Below are 20,695 nucleotides of genomic sequence, written 5' to 3'. Positions count from 1 at the left end.
AACGTGTGGTGTACGGTTTGTTAAAGCTTGCAATATATTTGAAGATAAATTTGGAAGTGGTACTTAAATTCCACTTGTACGGATAGATTCCACAGCCTCTTTGATTTTCTCTGGTGGAAGTACCAGCGCGAAGCGCACATATCCTTCCCCATGAGGACCAAAGCTTGCGCCAGGAGTAACGATGACACCGGCTTTTTCCATTAATTCCATACAGAATGCCATGCTGTCCGTGCGTTTTCCCGGAAGCTTTGCCCATACGAACATAGTTCCTTTGCCGTTTGGCTTCTCCCAGCCAATGGAAGCAAGTCCGTCACATAGAGCATCACGGCGTGCCTGGTATTGTCTGCATTGTTCTTTTACGCTGTCAAGAGGTCCCTCAAGAGCAGCGATAGCAGCTTTCTGGATTGGCAGGAACATACCGAAATCGATCTGGCTGCGAAGCTTTTTTAGAGCAGAGATGATTTCTGGATTTCCAATGAGAAAGCTGATTCTGGCGCCGGTTACGTTAAAGGATTTGGAAAGGCTGAAAAACTCAACACCAACCTCCCGCGCACCAGGAGTGGCAAGAAAACTTCCACCTTCCACGCCATCAAAGATAATGTCGCTGTATGCATTGTCATGGATAATTACAATATCGTATTTTTTTGCAAATGCAACAATTTCTTCATAAAGTCCTGGTGTGGCAATGCTGCCTACCGGGTTGGATGGAAGAGAGACTACCATGTAATGGGCCTTGCGAGCCACATCTTCCGGAATATCCTTTACATATGGCAGGAAATCATGCTCTGCTACAAGCGGGTAGTAGTAAGGAACTGCGCCTCCTAATTTGCTTCCTGCTGCGAAAACCGGATAGCACGGATCTGGAAGAAGAACCACGTCTCCCTCGTCGCATAAAGTCATGCCAAGATGTCCCATGCCTTCCTGACTGCCATAAACGGACATTACCATATCCGGTGTGATTTCCACATGGAAGCGCTTCTTGTAATATGCACAGACCGCATTCAGAAGCTCAGGCAGATCGCGGAGACTGTAACGCCAGTTCTGATCGTCAGCAGCAGTTTCCATCAGTGCTTTCTTAATATGATCCGGTGTATGGAAATCCGGCGTTCCAACACTCATGTTGTAGATCTTCTTTCCCTGTTTCTCAAGTTCAAGCCGCCTTTCATTGAGCGCGGCAAAAATTTCATCTCCAAATAAATTCAGTCTTTTGGAAAAATTCATCGTAAGTAAGCCTTCTTTCTCTCAAAATGCCAAACCAATAGGTTTATGCTAAAATCCTGTTTATTTTATCACAGTACTACAACAGAGTGCAAGACAAAAATGTATTTTCGGGCAAGACATTTGTATTGCTAATAGCAAACGAAAATGGATGGCTGCCGTGCACTGCCAGATTTAGGGGTAAAGTTCTTTTTTGTATAAATTTTAGAAAAAAATAGCAGCAGACACTTAAGAGGGCATTGTCTAAAAATAGAGAAACGTGTATAATTGGCTATATCAAACCAAGGGAGGAAAAGAAAATGAAGAAGTTTCTCGAAGAATTTAAGGAATTTTTTGCATGGTGAAAGCTCTGAATAAAGCAGCTGAGAAAATCCCCCCCCTTGATTTGAATAAAAAGACATGCGAGGACATAAATGAAAGACTACATGGCCCCTATGGAGGGCGTGACAAACTTTGTATACCGCCGGACTTATCACCGGTTTTATCATCCCATGGATAAATATTTTACTCCGTTTATTTCTGCCAAGCCGAAGAAAAACCTGAGCTTTCAGGAAATTTGCGAGGTGTCACCGGAGCGGAATGAGGGAATGTATGTGGTTCCCCAGATCCTGACCTGCAATGCAGATGATTTTATCCGTACTGCCCAGCTTTTGAAAGATGATTACGGACACCAGGAAGTGAACCTGAATCTTGGTTGTCCTTCTGGAACAGTTACAGCGAAGGGAAAGGGTGCCGGATTTCTGGCAGAGCCCCAGAAGCTGGATCAGTTCCTGGATCAGATTTTTTCGAAACTTAATATGAAAATTTCCATAAAGACCAGAATTGGAACTCACTACGAGGAAGACTGGGAGTATCTGCTGGCTATTTATGAAAAATATCCCATTCATGAACTGATCATCCACCCAAGAATTCAGACAGATATGTATCGCGGAGTGCCGCGGCTCGGAGCTTATGAGAAGGCTGTAAGCCGTCTGAAAATGCCACTTTGCTATAATGGTAATCTGTTTTCTGCAGCTGATTATAAGCGGATTACAGAGCGTTTTCCAGACACTTGCTGCTTCATGTATGGAAGAGGGTTGATCACGAATCCGGGGCTGGTAACTGAGATCCGCGATGGCGTTCATCCGGATAAAAAGACATTAAGGGAATTTCACAATTGTCTTTTTGAAGAATATCAGGAGCTACTTTCAGGCGAGCGGAATGTGCTGTTCCGTATGAAAGAATTATGGAGCTATATGGCATTTAATTTTACAAATTATGAGAAGTATGCCAAGAAAATCAAGAAATCCCAGCATCTGTCAGAGTATTCGTCTGTGGTATCCAGCTTATTTGCAGAGCAGGATTTGATAGATTAAGTATTTTGGATATTTAGGGCGCTGAAAGGATCCCTCTTAGCGAGCTAAATAGCAATTAATAATTCGAAAGAGGAATAACATGTTAAATACAGACCGTTTTGAAGAATTTATATCGCAGTATCCCATCTATGAATACCGCCTTGTGGATACTGCTGAAATAGAAGTGAGGGAGCGGGTGCGGATCATCTGCAAACAGGAGTGTGAGCGCTATGGCACCACCTGGGCCTGTCCCCCTGCTGTGGGCAGCCTGGAAGAATGTGGGAAGCGAATCCACAGTTATCCAAATGGAATCCTTTTTTCCAGTGTGGCAGAGGTTTCCGATGTGATGAACATGGCGGAAATGCTTGCCACCCGAGATGCTCACGAGGAGTTGACTACAGAGGTAGCTGGATTTTTAAAGGGGGAGGGATTTGAGACATTTACCCTGTCCACTGAATCCTGCGATCTTTGCGAGCATTGTGCCTACTTAGACGGAAAACCCTGTCGTTTCCCGGAGAAAATGCATCCCTGCCTGGAAAGTCACGGTGTAGTGGTAAATGAGCTGGTAGAGCATCATTCCATGGAATATAATCTTGGCGGAAATACCATTCTGTGGTTTTCCCTGGTACTTTTTCGCCAGAGAGCGTGATCTGTTAACTGTAAATCAGAATGAAAAGAAAACCTCCCGCATAAGCTAGAGATAAAGACCGGGAGGCTTTTTTTATGTCTGTATCAGAACGTTTTATGACAGCTATGGAACTTCCTGGTGACCTGTCCTGTAAAGCCCCTATTATAACGATTACCGGACCGTCGCAGGTACAGATTGAAAATTATAAAAGCATCTTATCCTATACAAGCGAGAAATTAATCGTGGTTACCTGCCAGGGACGCGTGATCCTTCAAGGAAAAAATCTGGAAATATTTCATTACACTACTTGGGAAATGGAAATAAAAGGGCAGATTTTGTCGGTAATGTTAGAGCGTGTTTGAAAAATCATTCCCGCAGTCTGCAAGCTCCGGTTTGCGGTATATTTCACCTGAATTCGGTTGCCGTCCGGCAGTACATCGTAAATCCAATATAAATGGAGGCGAGATTAAAATGAATAACCCCGAAAAAATACTCCATGGATTTTTAGAACTTTCAGTATCCGGTGACCAGCTGGAACGCTTCCTGAATTTGTGCCACGCCAGAGCTGTCTCTTTGGAAAGAATCCGTTATCTGTCAGAAAAAAACATAACAACTCGCATTTCCATAAATGATTTCCGAAAACTCCTTCCCATACATAGAAAGACCAGAGTCCGTATCCATATTCTGAAAAAAAGAGGTCTGCCGTTTTTACTGCTCAGAATCCAAAAACGCAAGTGCTTTACAGCCGGGTTCTTTCTCTGTGTGGTCTTGCTGTTCTGGCTTTCTGGCCACATCTGGAATATCCACATTGATGGAAATGTAAAAAATTCCACCCCTCAGCTTCTGGAATTTCTGGACCAGCAGGGAATTACCCATGGGATCCGTAAAAATCAGGTTAACTGTACCAGGATTGCCGACCTTCTCAGGAAAAACTACCCGGATATTACTTTTGTTTCCGTCAGGGTTCAGGGTACCCGGCTTCTTCTTACCATTCAGGAAGAAAACCTCACAGAAGATATCCAGCAAACCAACTCCCCATGCAATCTGATTTCCGACCTGGATGGTGAAATTGTGAATATAGTTATCAGAAATGGAACTCCACTTGTTAAAACAGGAGACATTTGCAAACAGGGTGATATTCTGGTATCTGGCGAGGTGCCGATCCTGAACGACAGTCAGGAGGTTGTACGTGTGGAATACGTTCCGGCAGACGCAGACATCTATGTGCGTCATCAGATTGCCTATTATCAGGAGATCTCCCTTTCCTATGAAAAAAAGGTTCAAAGCGGCACTTCAAAAACCAGCTGGTATTTTCGTGTTGGTGACTTCGTTTTTGGCGCAGATACAGGAAAAAAATCCAGATATATAACCTCAGCAGAAGAAATCCCCTGGAAACTTACTGAGAATTTCGTCCTTCCTTTTTCCCTGGGAAAAGTCACCCGAACACCTTATAAAATACAGAGCGCAGTTTACACGAAAGAACAGGCTGAGAAGAAAGCAGTGCAGCAGCTGAGAATATATGAACAAAAACTTCTGAATAAAGGAGTCCGGATTGCAGATTCCCGGTTGTCTGTTACATTTGACAGTACAAATTGTACTGTGCAGGGCACATTGACAGTAGACGAAAAAAGCGGAAAGAAGCAGAATATAGAATTCAGACAGGAATCATAAGTGTTGAAAAACAATCTTTAGAGTGGTATACTTTTACCCAGAGATATTTTTGAACAGACACAAGGAGGAGCAGTTTTTGAAATCCACGAATATAGAGATTGACTCATTAGATATTTTACAGGAGCTTTTTGGAATCAATGATAAGCTGATCAAGGTGATTGAGAATCGTCTTGGCGTATCCATTACCCAGAGAAATTCCTGCATTACCGTAAGTGGGACTAATGACGGCAGGATACATTCAGCTGTGAATATTATTGAAGTCATGAAGGAAGCTCTTGAAAAACAGCAGCAGCTTTCCGTGGATATGATCCATCGTTTTCTGGATGAGACCGAGGAAGAGAATGACAGTGAGGAGGATATTGCAGACAGCACCCGCAAGGTTCTGGGGGACGCAGTGACTTTGAATTATAAGAATATTCCAATTCGAACTAAGACAATCGGACAGAAAAATTATATCACTGCTTTGAAGAACAATACGGTTACTATCTGTATCGGACCTGCCGGTACAGGTAAAACATACCTGGCAGTTGCTTATGCGGCAGAGCTGTATCGGAATGATGAGATTGAGAGAATCATTCTCAGCCGTCCGGCCATTGAGGCGGGCGAGAAGCTTGGTTTCCTCCCGGGAGATTTACAGGAGAAGGTTGATCCTTATCTGAAGCCGCTTTACGATGCACTAAATGACGTATTCGGGCCGGATCAGGCTGCGAAGTTAAGAGAACGGGGAATCATTGAGGTTGCACCTCTTGCATATATGCGAGGCCGTACTTTGAATAACAGTATGATCATCATTGATGAGAGCCAGAATGCCACACTTCCTATTTTGAAAATGGCACTTACCCGTATTGGTACTGGTTCTAAGATGATTCTTACCGGCGATGTAACACAGATCGACCTTTCCAAAGAGACAGATTCCGGACTTCAGAAGTGTGCTTCTATTTTGAAAAATGTAGACGATATTGCTACTATTTCCCTGACAAACCGTGATGTTGTCCGCTGCAAGATCGTGAAGGACATTGTTAAAGCATTTGAGAAAGAGGAAGCGAAAGCCCAGGAAAAGACCCAGAAGCGGGCAGTCCGGAGGACAAGCCGGTAATTGGGAAGCCAGGACAGAATTTTCAGTAAATGACAATCAATATCCTGTGGGAAGATTAATTTGAAACTGAAATGTGAATTTTACAGAATAATTCAAACAAAATAGTAAAATTGAACATATGGTGTCGCCTGTTTGAGAAATCAGGCAGATGTCATACAGGAGGAATAAGTTTTGGTAACAATAGAATACGAATGCGAGACCGATTTTGACCTTGGACTTGACTGTCCGGCGCTTGCGAAGATGGTTGCAGAGAAGGTGCTTGACATGGAGAAATGTCCATGGGATGCACAGGTAAATCTGGTTCTCACAGATAATGAAGAGATTAAAAGGGTAAATACAGAGTTCCGTGGCATTGAGAGAGCTACTGATGTTCTTTCTTTTCCAATGCTGCCATTTGAGACACCGGCAGATTATTCTGTAGCTGAGGATGATGAGTCCTGCTTTGATCTTGACAGTGGAGAACTGCTGCTTGGAGATATTATGATTTCCGCAGAACGTGCTGCTGCCCAGGCAGAAGAGTATGGACACAGTGTAAAGAGGGAGTTTTGCTTCCTGGTTGCACATAGTATGCTTCACCTTCTGGGATACGATCACATGACTCCGGAGGAAGCAGCAGATATGGAAGCGCGCCAGGCGAAGGCACTGGAGGAACTTGGAATTACCCGTTAAATTTTTTTGTGCATGACCCAATAGCTGGAGAGGCTTTTGCTGTTTGCCGTGAATAAGTTAGTATGAACGTTCCGGATGGCAGTTGCAAAGCGACTGATTTTCATATAAGGTGATGTCATCAGCAGGTGGCATTACCGTTCCGGATGTATTTATAAGTGGCGGTTTCTGCAGTTTCTGTTCAGTTAGAAGGTTAAATATATATGCATAAGGAGGAGAAGACATGAAGAAAAAAATATTTAAACTTCTCACAGGAATGTTGCTTTCCTGCGCACTTGCAGGATCCACAGTAGCGGTACAGGCAGAGGAAGCCGGGACAGATACCGTGAAGAGTTATCTTACCGGAGAGGATGTATCTGTCGGCATTGGCCACAGACGTCCCATCGCAGTTATGCTTGGCAACGATACCAATGGCGCTCCACAGAGCGGAACTGAGAACGCAGGAGTCATTTATGAAGCACCGGTAGAGGGAAGCATCACCCGTCTCATGGCGATCATCGAGGACTATGACAATATTCCAAGGATCGGTTCTGTACGAAGCTGCCGTGATTACTTCCTGTTCTATGCAAATGAGTATGATGCCATCTATTCTCATTATGGACAGGCTGTATATGCACTTCAGTATCTAGACCAGCACCTGATCGACAATCTGAACGGACTTACACTTGGAAATGCTTACTATCGCAGCACTGACCGTGTAGCACCGCATAATGCTTACACTGATTTCTCCCATCTTCAGGCAGGAATCCAGAGCCAGGGCTATAGCCAGGATTATAAAGAGGACTATAATGGTCATTTCCAGTTTGCACCGGAAGGAACTGAGACAACCCTGGATGACGGAGTTTCTGCAAATGTTGTGAAGCTTGATAATTTCGCTTATAACCATCCGTGGTTTGAGTACAATGCAGAGACTAAGGAGTACAGCCGCTTCCAGTTTAATGCACCGCATATTGACCAGAACACAGGTAATCAGCTGACATGTGAGAATATTATTTTACAGTATTCCAACTATGTTCCATATGATCCAAATGGTTATCTGAACGTAGATACCCAGTCCGGAGGTGAGGGCAAATACATCACCAGAGGCAAGGCGATCGACATCCACTGGACAAAGGATTCCCAGTGGGGAATCACTCATTATTATGATTCCAATAATCAGGAGATTCAGCTGAATCCTGGAAAAACATGGGTCGAGATCGTGCTGAATGATTCTGTAGGTTCTGTGTCTTTACAGTAAAATAAATTAAAAATGGAGAGGGACGTCATAAGATAAGGCGTTCCTCTTTTGTATTTACGTGAAAAACATGCTCTAGAGCCTGTCTGCACGAGCGCATGATGCAAATGAACGCGTTTTGACTTGATTTGCAAAAGTGATAGGACGATCAAAACACGGTAGAGCTCTTTCAGACTATGCAATATTTTACAGAAACAATAATTCTACACGTTAAAATGTGAAATTTTTCTGAAATTAAGAACTGTTTACCTGAAACCATGGACGAAATGAAAAAAATGATGTAAGATAAGAAATTGATATGTATGAAAACTACATGGAAACATAATAACGGAGTTGACAAATAAAATGAATGATCGGGAAAGACTGAAAGATAAAAAACGTATTGTAATCAAGATTGGAAGTTCCTCTCTTACCCATGCTGAAACTGGCAAGCTGAATCTTCGGAAACTGGAGATTCTGGTAAGGGAATTGGGCGATCTTCGAAATCAGGGTAAGGATGTGGTTCTGGTATCTTCAGGAGCCATCGCTGTTGGAGCAGCAGCTCTTGGATTTAAAGAGAAGCCACAGGAGCCTCGTCAGAAGCAGGCGTGTGCAGCGGTTGGACAGGCCAGACTTATGATGATTTACCAGAAGCTGTTTGGAGAATACAATCAGATGGCAGGTCAGATCCTGATGACCAAAAATACCATGGTAAACAACGCCAACCGCAAAAATGCAGAGAACACGTTTAATGAGCTTTTATCCATGGGTGTGATCCCTATTGTTAATGAGAATGACTCTATTTCCACCTATGAGCTTCAGTCTCTGGAAAAATTCGGAGACAACGATACCCTTTCTGCAGTGGTAGCTGCTCTTATAGGGGCAGATCTTCTGATCCTTATGTCAGACATAGACGGACTTTTTACAGATGATCCGAATACAAATCCAGATGCGAAATTTATTGACATGGTAGAAACATTGGACGATGAACTTCTTAACATGGGAAAATGCTCCTCCGGAAGCAAAGTGGGCACTGGAGGAATGGCTACCAAGCTTACAGCTGCCAGAATTGCCACAGCTGCCGGTACCGACATGGTAATTGCCAATGGCGGCGATTTTCATAATATTCACCGCATTGTGGAGGGCGACCCCTGCGGTACATTGTTTGTTGGAAAGAAAAAGGAAGAGTTTTTCCTGATCGATTATATTGAAAAATTGCTGTAACTGTTCAGTATCTTCACAGTTACAATTGCTTTAAGTTTTTGTATAAATTAAAATTACATAGAACATTCTCAGGAGGAGTATATTATGGACAGCACAAAAATCGACAGAATCAACACCCTTCACCATAAGGCACAGAGCGTAGGCCTTACAGAAGAAGAGAAAAAAGAACAGGCAGAGCTGCGCAAGGAGTATATTGCCACCATTAAGATGAACCTTAGAAATCAGCTGGATAATATTGATGTAAAGGAAGCCGATGGTACGGTTGTGAATCTTGGAGAAAGATATGGAAGAAAAAAGACTCATTAGAAAGCAGATTTTTGCAGCCAGAAAGCAGTGCAGCGATGCGCAGGTAGAAGAATGGAGCCATCAGATTACAGATCAGGTGCTGAAACTCTCAGAGTTTGTGAAGGCTAAGCATATTCTGGCTTATGCAGATTACAATCATGAAGTAATGACCAGATATATCATTGAGGAAGCCTGGAAAGCAGGAAAAGAAGTGGCAGTCCCGAAGGTTGTGGGAAAGGATATGATTTTTTACCGCCTTACTGATTTTTCTCAGCTAGAGCCTGGATATTTTGGAATTCCGGAGCCTGTCAGAGGCGAGATCGTGAAGTGGGAGGATGCTCTTATGGTCATGCCTGGTGTAGCTTTTGATCCTGAGAACAACAGAGTGGGATATGGCGGCGGCTTTTATGACCGCTTTTTAGAAAAACATCCTGATATTACCAGACTGGCAGTGGCTTTTGATTTTCAGATCCTTGATCTGGTGCCCACAGAACCTACGGACATTTGTCCTCAGATCATTGTGACACAGAGTAAAGTTTACCGGAGGGAGGACTTATAAATGAATGAAATGCTGGAAACTCTTGGCAGGAATGCCAAAGAGGCAGAAATCGTTCTTCGAAACCTTGATACAGCTAAGAAAAATCAGGTTCTGGAGGCTGTTGCAGACAGCCTTGTTGCAGATTCGAAAGCACTTCTTACAGCAAATGCCATTGATGTAGAGAATGGCAGGAAGAATCAGATGCCAGAAGGACTGGTAGACCGTTTGATGTTGACAGAAGCCAGAATTGCAAGCATGGCAGAGGGGCTTCGTCAGGTTGCGGCACTGGAAGATCCTATCGGGGAAGTGACCGGGATGAAAAAACGTCCCAACGGACTTCTCATTGGACAGAAGAGAGTCCCTCTTGGAGTGATCGGAATCATCTACGAGGCAAGACCAAATGTGACAGCAGATGCTTTTGCCCTTTGCTTTAAAACTGGCAACGTGGTGATCTTAAAGGGTGGTAGTGATGCCATCCATTCCAATACTGCTATTGTGGATTGCATCCGCAGAACCCTGGATGAGAATGGAATTACGAAAGATGCGATCCAGCTGATCTCTGATACTTCAAGAGAGACTGCCGGAGAATTCATGAAGATGAATGAATATGTGGATGTACTGATTCCACGAGGAGGCAAAGGTCTTATTAAAGCAGTAGTAAATAACAGCACGATTCCTGTAATCGAAACTGGTACCGGAAACTGCCATATTTATGTGGATGAGAGCGCAGATCTTCAGATGGCGGCAGACATTGTGATGAATGCCAAGACACAGCGGGTGGGTGTCTGCAATGCCTGTGAGTCTCTTCTGGTGCATGAGAAAGTGAAGGATGCTTTCCTTCCGGTTCTTGCAGAGCGCCTTCGGACAAAGAATGTGGAGATGCGTGCTGACGAGGAAGCGAAGGCTTTGATCCCAGACGCAGTCACTGCCACTGAGGAAGACTGGGGTACAGAATATCTGGACTATATACTTTCTATAAAAGTAGTTGGATCTGCAGATGAAGCGATTCGCCACATCAATCGCTACAATACAGGCCATTCAGAGGCAATTATTACCAGAGATTACAACAATGCCCAGAAATTCCTGGATGAAGTAGATGCAGCTGCTGTATATGTGAATGCTTCTACAAGATTTACGGATGGTTTTGAGTTTGGTTTTGGTGCCGAGATCGGAATCAGCACCCAGAAGCTTCATGCCCGTGGCCCCATGGGACTTCTGGCACTTACTTCCACAAAATATATCATTTATGGAAACGGACAGATTCGTCCTTAGGTTTGATTTTTGAACTGAGATATGTTATACTAGACTTCGATGTTAATATTTAATATGGGGGACTCATTTATAAGGAGGACTTTTTAAAATGAAGAAAAAGCAACTTTTGGTATTCATTATGGCGGGAAGCCTTGCAGCCGGAATGTCTCCGGTGACAATGGCATTTGCAGAGGCAGATACCCAGACCGTGACAATAGAGGACACAGTAGCTGTTGCCGCAGAGTCAGAAGAAGGAGAAGCAGCAGCTGAACCAGTGCAGGATATTTCAGATGCCGCAGCAGATACACCTGTGGAAGAACCTGCACAGGCAGCAGATACGCCGACTGCAGAACCAACCCAGGCAGCTGCAGATACACCGGCAGCAGAACCAACCCAGGCAGCTGCAGACACACCGGCAGCAGAACCAGCTCAGGCAGCGGATGCGGTTGTGGATGATGGCTTTAACAGCGGAGATACTGCTGAGCTGACTTTGGAGGAAGAGGAGAGTGCTACCCCTACTCCTGAGACCACTGGTCAGATTATCCTGAAGGCAGCAGATGGAACCCAGACATCCTATTCCACATTAGCAGAGGCAATTGCGGCAGCCCCGGTTAATATTGGCAAGGATGGTGAAGTTACCCAGATCCTTGTAACCGGAACTGTAGAGATCAGTGAGACTGTTGTGATCGATCAGAATAAGAATATCTCTATTGCAGCAGCTGCGGATGGAACTACTATTAAACGTGCAGCCGGATTTTTAGGAGATATGTTTAAAGTAAAAGATGAGTCCACTTCTTTCCAGTTTGGTACAGGCAAGGAGGGTGAGACTGTTTTAAGTCTGACTGTAACAGGAGCACTTGACCAGGGGGATGCAACAGGCTCCATTATTTCTGTGGAGGGCGGTTACTTCGGATTGTCCGATGGTGTAACCCTGACAGGAAACAGAACCAGTGCGCCGGGAGCTGCAATCTGTAATTCTGGCGGAAGCATCGGACTGGCAGGTGGTACTATCACAGGAAACCAGTCTGAAGGTATTGTAAATGAAGCTGCTGAAATTACAGGTGGAGCTATTTACAGTCTGGGCGAGATCCGTGTTTCCGGCGCCGTAATTGTAAAGGATAACAAGGACGATGGTCTTAATGATAACAGTATTGTTTTAGGCGGTGATAACGCATGTATCGCAGCAATTGGCCAGCTTGCTGAAACAGCAGACCTTCAGGTAAGAAGAAGTGACGCAGCTGCCGGAAAGATTATTGTAAAGGTCGGTACGGATGCGAATGGTACTGCACTTACTACTATGGAGAATATTCTGGCACATGTTCATTATCTGGACACTACAGAGTATACCATTAACAACCAGACTGGAGCACTTGAGTCTGTTACAGCTCCTGTTAGTACTATGACGCTGACCGCAGATTCTATTTCCTGGAACAAGGCGTATGAGCATACTGTTGATCTGACTTTCCATACCAATGATGCAGGTGTTGGAGGCAGATATTATGTGACCTGGGTGAAGAAATCTGATTCTACACCTGGATTTGAAGCAGTAAAGAGCAATTATAAGAGCTCTGGAGATATTGCTAGCTCTGCAAGCGTACAGTTGACAGATGTAGCTTATGATACAGCCATTAAAGTAGTTGTATATGCTGAGGATTCCAAGGGACTTGAAGCAGTTGCGCCACTTGTACTCACATTAAAGGCGAAAGCAAGTACTCCCACAGAAGCTCCGGCTACTACCACACCGACGCCAACCACTCGTGCAACCATTAACCCGTCTGTCAGCGAAAGCAAGGTAACCGGTCTTGAAAAAGCACTGGCATTCTACCCGAAGCAGATGTACAATTTCACAGTAACTGGCGCCGGAACTGACAATACAAACCCGGTTAAAGGTGATACCAAGTGGATCCCGTATGGCTGGAGCATGTCCGCGAAGAACATTGACACCGGATATCAGAAGAGCTGGTCTATCGGAAATGTAAATGGTATCAAGCAGGCGAAGACCTTTAGAATGTATATCTTCTTCCAGAAGTACATATACAATGGATCCGAATGGGAAGCTACCGGCGTGAAGGAAGCTCTCCCTACAGAATTTAAGTCCAAGGCAATCGACTTCACAGTAACTCCATCCGGCACAATCACGCCAACTGCAACAGCCGGTTCTGGTTCCGGCGGTTATGATTATAACGGAACAGGTAGCGGCGATGGAGATGGAACAGATGGCGATGATGCAGAGAACCATGACGGAACAGACAGCGATACCGGTTCTACATCTGCAACAAACGCGAGAACAGCCGATAACTCCCCGATTGCCACTATGATGATGCTTGCAAGTCTTTCTCTGGTAGCTGGAGGTTATGTTATCGTCAGAAAGAGAAAAAAAGAAATCTAAGAAAATCTATGGCATATGAATAACCATGCATTTTGATCAGAAGTTTTTCTGACAGCAAAATAATAAGAAACATACATTAGGCAGGTCTTTTGACCTGCCTTTTTGCATATAATAATACAGGCAGCGGGGGGACAGGCTATAGCGTGTAAAAAAAGGCCTTCTGCAAGATGTACGTTACACTTTGTTGGAATGATTTTTCAAACACGCTCTAGAGATGAAATGCCGCCTGAGTTTTTTCCTGCTGCAGGAGGTAAAATATGTTGTCAGAAAGCGTATTGTCAGTCAGAAAAGAATTGTTCCCACAGAATAAAACGGCTGTCAGTGACATGCCGAAGGTAAATATACAAAAGAAAGTACAACCGACAGATGCAGATATGGTACAAACATCGCTGTCATTTGAAAACATATATTATTCTTTATGGGAAATAGCTGGACGCTACAGCAGCTTTTGCCAGTTTCGCGTGATTGGAAACAGTCATGACGAGAGAATGATCCCAATGCTGGAAGTTGGCACCGGGGCACAGATGATCTTCTGTGTGGCTGGAATTAATGGAACTCAGGCTCTTTTGCCGGAACTTCTTCTGAAAATGGCAGGAGAATACTGCAGGGCCTACGAATGCGGCTGGAAGCTGGATGAATTTTATGAAGTGAAAAAACTCCTTGATAAAATAAGGATCTGTCTGATTCCGATTCTAAACCCGGATGGTTATGAAATCCGCCAGAATGGCTTTGGTGCTATTCGAAATCCAGTTTACCGTCAAATGCTTCGTATGCAAAGCATTCCTGCTGAGGATTTTGGATATAATGCCCGTGGAATGGATATTTCACATAATTTTCCAACGGTTCATTATATCCGTTCACGTATGGGAGAGGAACCAGCCAGCGAGAATGAGACAAAGGCATTGATCCGGATCATTCAGGAATATGATGGAAGAGGACTTTTGACGTTTGCTCAATCCGGAAGGGAAATCATTTATTATCACTGTCAGCAGGGAGTGGGAAGTCTTCCGAAATCCTACCGGCTGGCAAGACATATGCAGAAATCTTCTTCCTATCATCTGGAAAGGGAACAGATGACCGAATCGGCCAGGGAAAAATTTAAGGGAATGGGAACCCCGGAACAATACTATATTCAAACGAAAAAACAGCCGGCATTTCGTATTAAAGTACCAGCTCAAAGCGGAAATGGAAGAGGCGTTGAAGAGGATAAAAAGGCAGTATATGAGGAAATACATTTGCTTCCATTGGAATATATATTTTCATTAGACAATTAAATGTTATTGTTTGCAGGTGAGCTTTTGTAAAATAATTACCGGAGAAAGCTGGCCGGTAACCATAAAAGGAGATGTCCGAAATAATCGAAACATCTCCTTTTAGTATATGATTTGTTTTTTGGCGTTTACGAAACGCATAGAAGATTGCCATGCGCATCCGAAATGATTATTTTTCGGAAGTAGCAGTTTCCGGTCTTTCGTATTTCCTGCGGATATCTTTCATGACAAAAAGATAGGAAACACCGGTAAATACTGCTGCTGTAACCCACGCTGCCGGGTCACAGAAGCATGCAAGTGCATAACTTCCTACCGCCATGGAAATCATTGCTACAACCAGACGTGCAACCAATTCAGAAACACCACCCATCATAGGCAGGAATCCATATCCGCAGCCCTGCATGGTATTTCGGAATACGAAAATACTGCTTAAAGGAATGTAAAAGATCACACTCATATAAATGTAAGTTTTTGCCCATGGAAGCATGCTGTTCATATCCACATTTCCAGTGAAGAAAAGTCCAAGAGCTGGTTTCAGAAGAATACAAACCAGCACGGCTGCTGCAAGAGCATATACAACAGAAGCTTCCAGAGACGCTTTAACACCCTGGCGGATTCTCTTGATATCACCCTTTCCGAAGTTCTGTCCACTATATGTCGCCATAGTCTGTCCCATAGCCATCATTCCCTGGGTTACCAGGTTCTGCACCTTGCTGGCTGCCGTAAAAGAGGCAACGGCATCGGAACCGAAAAGATTGATGGCAGATTGCATGACCATAGTACCGGAAGCTGTAATTGCAAACTGCAATGCCATAGGAATTCCCATAGCCAGCTGGTTACGGCTCTCCTGGCCGTGAAGCCTCCAATGTCTTCTGTTTGGGGCAAGAGAAGGCATACGTATATAGATGTAGACCAAACAGAGTATTGCGGAAACGCCCTGAGAAATAATGGTTGCCCATGCTGCTCCGGCAACGCCCATTTTAAAATTGATAATCAGTACCAGATCCAGAATTACATTTAAAGCTGCGGAAAATACAAGAAATACCAGCGGAATCTTACTGTTTCCAACTGCACGCAGGTAAGAGGAAAACAGGTTGTAAAAAATAGTGGCGATGATTCCGGCGCTGATGATCATAATGTAGGTATATGCATCCTGAAAAATGTTGTCAGGTGTGTTCATCAGCTTCAGAAGAGGGCGCATGCCCAGCAAACTTAAAGAACTGATGATTACGGTAAAAATCAGGGAAAGAAGAATTCCGTTAGCTACACTGATCTTTACCCCTTCGGTATCTTTGGCTCCGAAGCGCTGAGCGGTGAGTACGGAGAAACCAGCTGTGATTCCCTGCGAGAAGCCCACAGTAAGAAACATGATCGTTCCGGTGGATCCGACTGCCGCAAGGGCATCCGCGCCTACATAGCGTCCTACAATAATTGTATCTGCCATATTATAGAGCTGCTGAAAAATGTTTCCAATAATAAGAGGAAGCATAAATTTCAGGATTACCGGCAAAGGCCGGCCTTTTGTCATATCTTTTTCCATAAAAAACTCCTTATTGAGAAATATAGAAATCGTAAATAAAAAGTGTTACTAAATTACTTACATATTAGAGTGTGTCAGAGTCTGTTTGAAAAATCATTCCCACAAAATATAACGCACATTTTGCAGATTGCATTTTTTTACATACTCTGGAAGCGAAAATTATTTTATCACACTGCGGATTATCTGTCACTATTTTATTTTTGACTATTTTAAAGGCATTTAATGCCATAATGATCAAGAAACCACACTTTTTCTCAAAAAATGTTTAGGAATTTTGACTGATATGTTGGTTTTGCTTGCTATTTGCTCTCATAAATGGTAAAATCAAATATAGCGTGAAGATATTTTTTTGAAAGAGAGGCATTCATATAAATGGCAAATGAACATGGAGAACAGATCAGAATCGTGCAGGAGACTGTGGCTGGTAAGGAGATTACTTTTGCCCATGTAATGGGAGGACCGGCACCGATCATTTATCAGAAGCTTGGGTTGAATCCGCAGCTGGATTATCGTTCCTCTGCAATTGGAATCATGAATATGACACCTCCGGAATCCGCAGTTATCGCTTCTGATATTGCGGTGAAGAGCGGTAATGTTTATCTTGGATTTGCAGACCGGTTTACAGGGACTTTGATCATTACAGGAGAGATTTCTGATGTAATGTCTGCAATGACTGAGATCGTAAATTATTTCCGGGATTCTCTGGGATATGTGGTCTGCAATATTACGAAACGATAGGAAGTAGAAGCATGGAGCGAATAACGAAGGAAGAGCTGCTGGAAATGCTATTCCATGATGATTATGAACATCTGAAGGGGAAGAAGCTTCGTATGACTCGTGTGCGTGTACCGGGAAAGGAAGTTTGTCTTGCCCATGTGATCAGTCCTTCCCAATCTTGTATTTATGAAAATCTGGGACTGCATATTGGAGTTCATGAGGGGGAAGACCACACAGGAGAATCCATTGGTCTGATCCGTTTTACTCCCTGGGAAGCGGTTGTGGTAGCTGCAGATGTTGCCATGAAGAGTGCAGATGTACAGATCGGGTTTATGGATCGTTTTTGCGGTTCTCTGATCATTACAGGAGGATTGTCCCAGGTGCAGACTGCTGTGGAAGAGGTCGTACGTTTCTTTGACAGAGAGTTAGGCTTTAAAACATGTGCGGTTCACAGAAGCTGACAGATACCTTATGGCTGCGGGAACAGCAGCTTATGGATACGATATTATGATATGCAAATGTAAAAATAATGCACTGCTGTATTTTTACAAGTAAGGTTTATTGAAAACAGGGGAAATACAATTCGATGAAGAAAATTTTTTTGATGGGAAGAAGTGAGGCCGGCAAGACCTCACTGACGCAGGCACTAAAAGGCGAGGAGCTTCATTATATAAAAACACAATATACCAATTCCAATGACGATACCATTGACTCTCCGGGGGAGTATGCAGAGTCAAAAAGATTCAGTGTAGGACTTGCATGTTTTTCCTTTGAGGCAGATGTGGTGGCAATTGTGCAGGCTGCAGATGAGCCATTTAATCTGTTTGGTGCAAGCTGCCGCTCTTTTATCCTTCGTCCTCTTATTGGCATTATCACAAAAATTGATTCACCATATGCCAATATCCCTATGGTGAGACAATGGCTGATCAACGCTGGATGTGAACGCATTTTTATGGTGAATAATGTGACCAGAGAGGGAATTGATGAGTTGATGGAATATCTGCAGGAGGATACCCCGAAGCTTACATTGGAACAGGCGAAATTCAAACAGAGCCTTGGTCTGAACGAGTGGGATCCTCTTCCAGAGGGAGTGGCTTATCCGGAAGAAAAAGAGAATATGCTATAAAAAATTCCCATTCAGATTTTCCTGTTATCTGGATGGGAATTTTTATATGGTATGTTGCTTATGTAAATTACGGTATTAAAGAAATGTACCGCTTTAACAGACAGAGGGTTTCTTCCTTCGAATGATCAGACTGGTGATCGTGCCGTTTTCTGTTTCTTTATACAATTCTGTTAACATCATTTTTACATCCAAAGGTTCCAGAGGAGGAACATATTGGGGCGGTAAATCCTGAAGAATTCCATTTTGGATAAAAGTTGACAATCCTTTTTCCGAGAAAATCGTTACATAATTTTTCTGAATGTTCCGCAATACGGAAAAATGTCTTTCAACAAGGTGGAACATGGTATCATAAGGCAGGTTTGGTGCCTTCATATATTTTTTTATAAGTCCAGGAGTGATATACCTGCCGGGACAGGGATGCGCCATGAGGATTTGCAGTCTGTCAGGACTGGTTCCGGTAAGATACTCCTGCAGCACATCCATAATATTGGAACTGCATTGTACCCAAAGCTCGCAGTTTTGAACCAGAGATAAAAAGTAATTCCGATAATAAAACACTAAAGGCTCATTTTTGAATACCTGGGCAGTACTTTGATCTTCTGCAATTGTTTGAAGGATATTATCCGAATGCAGGGATTTATACAATTTTGAATTATTTGACGGATGGAGAGGGAGCAGCCTATTTCTATAATTCGGATGGAAGAAGGACTAAGGGAAAAGTAGAGAACTACTATTATTTGCCTGACTGTTCAGAAAAAGATACCGATTCTATCAATCGAGGCGGAATGATCCAACCTATTGGATGTCATTTTTTAACTGAGGATGATGAAAAAGTTTGGAATGATAATTGGATTAATAGCAGTTTTAATGTGTGTACCAGAAATGGCATGGGCAGAGGCAAGCTCTGTTCGGGTAGATGCACAGGAGGTTCCAGTAAATGGAAACTGGTACGAGTATAAAATTTCAGAAGGGGAATATGTATATTGTCCTATTGTGATTAAAGATAATGGAAGACTGGATGTAAGTGTTCAGATAAACTTTGAAGGTCACCATTATGTGGGGCTACTGGATCAAAACTATGAGGCTGTCAGGCGGGACAGCGTGAATCCCCCGGAAGAGGAACCGGAGCCTGAAATTGCAATTCCTAAAATAGAAATAGCAGTAGGAGAAACCACAGAATTAACAACAGATAGTAGTTCTGATAATATCAGCTGGGGCAGCACAGATCCGTCCGTAATCGTGGTATCCAACACGGGAACTGTTATGGGCTTAAAATCCGGAACCGCCTGGGTAGCAGGAATCCCCACCGACGGTTCACCGATCATATTATATCAGATATTGGTGCAATAATTGGAAAATAAGTTAGCAACCACCAGTTCAACTTAAAATCTATGATTTCGATATTCCCGGGGACTGCATCCCTTTATTTTGGCAAAAACTTTGGAATAATAATTGGGGTCTGAAAATCCAGCCTTGTCAGCCACCGCGCTGACAGGCTGGTCATCCTGCAAAAACTCCAGGCTGCGCTCGATCCGATATTCCTGCAAAAAGGCAAACAAGGTAGTATTCATATGACGTTTAAAAAGCCGGGTACATTCGCTTTCACACAGGTGGATGTGTCCGGCGATGTCATTTAAGGTGATCTTATTTTGATAATTTTCTTCTATGTAGGACAGAATCTTCTTGATTCGGTCGTATTCCAGAGAGTTTTCCCTGGAAGCCTGGGGTTCGTAGGTAATATGCTCCAGAAGAAGCCGCCACATGGATTGCAGGCAGATGGTAATGTCCAGCTCATAAAAATCCGGTTTCTTTTCATCCAGATCAATAATGCGGAGAAGATATTCGCGAAAAGGCTTGTGCCAGGGCTCACTCTGGTCGATACAGATGGCAGGGAGCATAGAATCCTGAATGACAGGATCTACATATTTGCTGTTGACAGTGCTTTGGAAAAATCCATAAATCAGCCTGGAATCAAAAGTTACAGGAATATAAGCGCAGTCCTTCTGATTTTCCATTGTGCCAGAGTGAAGGGCACCGGAGTTGTTAAATACAATATCTCCTTCTTTTAAGTGGTAAACCATATGGTTGACCTTGTAGCACATAGTGCCTTTTTGCACATAAGTAATCTCTATTTCCGGGTGCCAGTGCCACATAAAGGAACCAGACTCATATTCTGAAAGTTTCTGGTAGCTGACCAGGAATGGAAACTGTTCATTGCCGTGCTGTTTTAATTCTTTTTGAAACTGATTGGTTATGATCTGCATGCCAAACCTCCCGAGAAAAAATTTCATATCCTGTGGACTGTATAGAATTCCATATGTTCAAAAATAGAGAACTACAATAAAACGCATAAATTTACCTGTATTATACATCTGTTAAAGATAAAAACGCAATATATTACTTGTTTTTCGCAAGTTATTTAAGGTAATGCAAAGGAAATGCATGTAAAATTGTTCGAGGGCAATAAACTTTAGCGTAAAATGGGGCAAATTTTTTAGCCTGAAACATCAAATAAAATAGTTTACTTA

General features: G+C 43.3%; 21 protein-coding genes and 1 pseudogene. 18 read left to right on the top strand and 4 right to left on the bottom strand.

What is annotated here, in order from left to right; translation table 11 throughout:
* Positions 1-63: 63 nt before the first annotated feature.
* Positions 64-1,221, bottom strand: coding sequence for a pyridoxal phosphate-dependent aminotransferase (locus AB5706_RS20525; protein ID WP_368366299.1), 1,158 nt, complete (start codon positions 1,219-1,221; stop codon positions 64-66).
* A gap of 410 nt (positions 1,222-1,631) precedes the next feature.
* Between AB5706_RS20525 and AB5706_RS20520 the strand changes: the two genes are divergently transcribed.
* The 14 genes and pseudogenes from AB5706_RS20520 (at position 1,632) to AB5706_RS20455 (ending at position 14,787) form a co-directional block, all read left to right on the top strand.
* A complete protein-coding gene (locus AB5706_RS20520; RefSeq protein WP_173770884.1) occupies positions 1,632-2,573 on the top strand; it encodes a tRNA dihydrouridine synthase in 942 nt (313 codons plus the stop codon).
* Positions 2,574-2,652: 79 nt separating this feature from the next.
* Positions 2,653-3,201 carry a DUF2284 domain-containing protein gene (locus AB5706_RS20515; protein WP_118578391.1) on the top strand — a complete coding sequence of 183 codons (549 nt, stop codon included), beginning with the start codon at positions 2,653-2,655 and terminating at the stop codon, positions 3,199-3,201.
* A 74-nt stretch (positions 3,202-3,275) separates the two neighbouring features.
* Complete coding sequence (locus tag AB5706_RS20510; protein ID WP_118578390.1) at positions 3,276-3,542, top strand: YabP/YqfC family sporulation protein; 267 nt, start codon at positions 3,276-3,278, stop codon at positions 3,540-3,542.
* 32 nt (positions 3,543-3,574) lie between these two features.
* Positions 3,575-3,634 (top strand): annotated as a pseudogene (locus tag AB5706_RS20505) (hypothetical protein); the annotation flags it as partial.
* Between the two features lie 17 nt (positions 3,635-3,651).
* Positions 3,652-4,851, top strand: coding sequence for a sporulation protein YqfD (locus tag AB5706_RS20500; RefSeq protein ID WP_173770885.1), 1,200 nt, complete (start codon positions 3,652-3,654; stop codon positions 4,849-4,851).
* A gap of 76 nt (positions 4,852-4,927) precedes the next feature.
* On the top strand, positions 4,928-5,947 hold the full coding sequence (locus AB5706_RS20495; protein ID WP_173770886.1) for a PhoH family protein: 1,020 nt from the start codon (positions 4,928-4,930) through the stop codon (positions 5,945-5,947).
* Positions 5,948-6,118: 171 nt separating this feature from the next.
* A complete protein-coding gene (gene ybeY, locus AB5706_RS20490; RefSeq protein WP_226840922.1) occupies positions 6,119-6,616 on the top strand; it encodes an rRNA maturation RNase YbeY in 498 nt (165 codons plus the stop codon).
* Between the two features lie 220 nt (positions 6,617-6,836).
* Positions 6,837-7,850 (top strand): DUF3048 domain-containing protein, encoded by a 1,014-nt coding sequence (locus AB5706_RS20485; protein WP_226814800.1) that lies wholly within the window; start codon positions 6,837-6,839, stop codon positions 7,848-7,850.
* 342 nt (positions 7,851-8,192) lie between these two features.
* Positions 8,193-9,050, top strand: a complete 858-nt coding sequence (gene proB / locus AB5706_RS20480; RefSeq protein WP_173715582.1) for a glutamate 5-kinase — start codon at positions 8,193-8,195, stop codon at positions 9,048-9,050.
* Between the two features lie 84 nt (positions 9,051-9,134).
* Complete coding sequence (locus tag AB5706_RS20475) at positions 9,135-9,356, top strand: DUF896 domain-containing protein (protein ID WP_118578386.1); 222 nt, start codon at positions 9,135-9,137, stop codon at positions 9,354-9,356.
* A complete protein-coding gene (locus AB5706_RS20470; protein WP_173715583.1) occupies positions 9,334-9,894 on the top strand; it encodes a 5-formyltetrahydrofolate cyclo-ligase in 561 nt (186 codons plus the stop codon). Before AB5706_RS20475 ends, AB5706_RS20470 begins: the two co-directional genes overlap by 23 nt.
* Positions 9,895-11,145 (top strand): glutamate-5-semialdehyde dehydrogenase, encoded by a 1,251-nt coding sequence (locus AB5706_RS20465; RefSeq protein WP_173715584.1) that lies wholly within the window; start codon positions 9,895-9,897, stop codon positions 11,143-11,145. It begins immediately after the preceding gene.
* A gap of 88 nt (positions 11,146-11,233) precedes the next feature.
* Entirely contained in the window at positions 11,234-13,513 is a 2,280-nt protein-coding gene (locus tag AB5706_RS20460; RefSeq protein WP_173715585.1) for a hypothetical protein, read from the top strand.
* A gap of 257 nt (positions 13,514-13,770) precedes the next feature.
* Positions 13,771-14,787, top strand: a complete 1,017-nt coding sequence (locus AB5706_RS20455; RefSeq protein ID WP_226814801.1) for a M14 family zinc carboxypeptidase — start codon at positions 13,771-13,773, stop codon at positions 14,785-14,787.
* 166 nt (positions 14,788-14,953) lie between these two features.
* Here the strand turns inward: AB5706_RS20455 and AB5706_RS20450 are convergent, their stop codons facing one another.
* A complete protein-coding gene (locus AB5706_RS20450; RefSeq protein ID WP_118578383.1) occupies positions 14,954-16,324 on the bottom strand; it encodes an MATE family efflux transporter in 1,371 nt (456 codons plus the stop codon).
* A gap of 372 nt (positions 16,325-16,696) precedes the next feature.
* On the opposite strand from AB5706_RS20450, the gene AB5706_RS20445 reads away from it, so the two are divergent.
* From AB5706_RS20445 to AB5706_RS20435, 3 genes are all read left to right on the top strand, one after another.
* Positions 16,697-17,062: a BMC domain-containing protein gene (locus AB5706_RS20445; RefSeq protein ID WP_118578382.1), complete on the top strand. Its 366-nt coding sequence runs from the start codon at positions 16,697-16,699 to the stop codon at positions 17,060-17,062.
* Positions 17,063-17,073: 11 nt separating this feature from the next.
* Positions 17,074-17,502 (top strand): BMC domain-containing protein, encoded by a 429-nt coding sequence (locus AB5706_RS20440; protein ID WP_118578381.1) that lies wholly within the window; start codon positions 17,074-17,076, stop codon positions 17,500-17,502.
* Positions 17,503-17,627: 125 nt separating this feature from the next.
* Entirely contained in the window at positions 17,628-18,167 is a 540-nt protein-coding gene (locus AB5706_RS20435; protein ID WP_148462568.1) for a EutP/PduV family microcompartment system protein, read from the top strand.
* Between the two features lie 93 nt (positions 18,168-18,260).
* Here the strand turns inward: AB5706_RS20435 and AB5706_RS20430 are convergent, their stop codons facing one another.
* The gene (locus AB5706_RS20430) at positions 18,261-18,650 is read right to left on the bottom strand and encodes a hypothetical protein (protein WP_173770887.1); all 390 of its coding nucleotides are present in this window, start codon (positions 18,648-18,650) and stop codon (positions 18,261-18,263) included.
* Between the two features lie 357 nt (positions 18,651-19,007).
* Here AB5706_RS20430 and AB5706_RS20425 point away from each other — a divergent pair, with 357 nt between their 5' ends.
* Positions 19,008-19,517, top strand: a complete 510-nt coding sequence (locus AB5706_RS20425) for an Ig-like domain-containing protein (protein ID WP_173719510.1) — start codon at positions 19,008-19,010, stop codon at positions 19,515-19,517.
* A 32-nt stretch (positions 19,518-19,549) separates the two neighbouring features.
* Here AB5706_RS20425 and AB5706_RS20420 read toward each other — a convergent pair whose 3' ends face one another.
* Positions 19,550-20,431 (bottom strand): AraC family transcriptional regulator, encoded by an 882-nt coding sequence (locus tag AB5706_RS20420; RefSeq protein ID WP_118578380.1) that lies wholly within the window; start codon positions 20,429-20,431, stop codon positions 19,550-19,552.
* Positions 20,432-20,695: the final 264 nt, after the last annotated feature.

Source organism: Ruminococcus sp. RTP21484sp1_RTP21277st1_D2_RTP21277_210401, from assembly GCF_040924225.1.
Lineage (GTDB): Bacteria > Bacillota > Clostridia > Lachnospirales > Lachnospiraceae > Blautia_A > Blautia_A faecis.
Note: the sequence above shows the minus strand (reverse complement) of the source record. Positions and strands in the feature narration are given on the sequence as shown.

What these genes read in the sequence shown, in the direction of transcription:
- AB5706_RS20510 (WP_118578390.1), top strand. Translation starts at nt 3,276, where the DNA reads ATGTCTGTATCAGAACGTTTTATGACAGCTATGGAACTTCCTGGTGAC.
- AB5706_RS20430 (WP_173770887.1), bottom strand. Translation starts at nt 18,650, where the DNA reads ATGGATGTGCTGCAGGAGTATCTTACCGGAACCAGTCCTGACAGACTG.
- AB5706_RS20465 (WP_173715584.1), top strand. Translation starts at nt 9,895, where the DNA reads ATGAATGAAATGCTGGAAACTCTTGGCAGGAATGCCAAAGAGGCAGAA.
- AB5706_RS20485 (WP_226814800.1), top strand. Translation starts at nt 6,837, where the DNA reads ATGAAGAAAAAAATATTTAAACTTCTCACAGGAATGTTGCTTTCCTGC.
- AB5706_RS20520 (WP_173770884.1), top strand. Translation starts at nt 1,632, where the DNA reads ATGAAAGACTACATGGCCCCTATGGAGGGCGTGACAAACTTTGTATAC.
- proB (WP_173715582.1), top strand. Translation starts at nt 8,193, where the DNA reads ATGAATGATCGGGAAAGACTGAAAGATAAAAAACGTATTGTAATCAAG.
- AB5706_RS20450 (WP_118578383.1), bottom strand. Translation starts at nt 16,324, where the DNA reads ATGGAAAAAGATATGACAAAAGGCCGGCCTTTGCCGGTAATCCTGAAA.
- AB5706_RS20425 (WP_173719510.1), top strand. Translation starts at nt 19,008, where the DNA reads ATGATAATTGGATTAATAGCAGTTTTAATGTGTGTACCAGAAATGGCA.
- AB5706_RS20440 (WP_118578381.1), top strand. Translation starts at nt 17,074, where the DNA reads ATGGAGCGAATAACGAAGGAAGAGCTGCTGGAAATGCTATTCCATGAT.
- AB5706_RS20475 (WP_118578386.1), top strand. Translation starts at nt 9,135, where the DNA reads ATGGACAGCACAAAAATCGACAGAATCAACACCCTTCACCATAAGGCA.
- AB5706_RS20515 (WP_118578391.1), top strand. Translation starts at nt 2,653, where the DNA reads ATGTTAAATACAGACCGTTTTGAAGAATTTATATCGCAGTATCCCATC.
- AB5706_RS20435 (WP_148462568.1), top strand. Translation starts at nt 17,628, where the DNA reads ATGAAGAAAATTTTTTTGATGGGAAGAAGTGAGGCCGGCAAGACCTCA.
- AB5706_RS20500 (WP_173770885.1), top strand. Translation starts at nt 3,652, where the DNA reads ATGAATAACCCCGAAAAAATACTCCATGGATTTTTAGAACTTTCAGTA.
- AB5706_RS20420 (WP_118578380.1), bottom strand. Translation starts at nt 20,431, where the DNA reads ATGCAGATCATAACCAATCAGTTTCAAAAAGAATTAAAACAGCACGGC.
- AB5706_RS20455 (WP_226814801.1), top strand. Translation starts at nt 13,771, where the DNA reads ATGTTGTCAGAAAGCGTATTGTCAGTCAGAAAAGAATTGTTCCCACAG.
- AB5706_RS20445 (WP_118578382.1), top strand. Translation starts at nt 16,697, where the DNA reads ATGGCAAATGAACATGGAGAACAGATCAGAATCGTGCAGGAGACTGTG.
- AB5706_RS20470 (WP_173715583.1), top strand. Translation starts at nt 9,334, where the DNA reads ATGGAAGAAAAAAGACTCATTAGAAAGCAGATTTTTGCAGCCAGAAAG.
- AB5706_RS20460 (WP_173715585.1), top strand. Translation starts at nt 11,234, where the DNA reads ATGAAGAAAAAGCAACTTTTGGTATTCATTATGGCGGGAAGCCTTGCA.
- AB5706_RS20525 (WP_368366299.1), bottom strand. Translation starts at nt 1,221, where the DNA reads ATGAATTTTTCCAAAAGACTGAATTTATTTGGAGATGAAATTTTTGCC.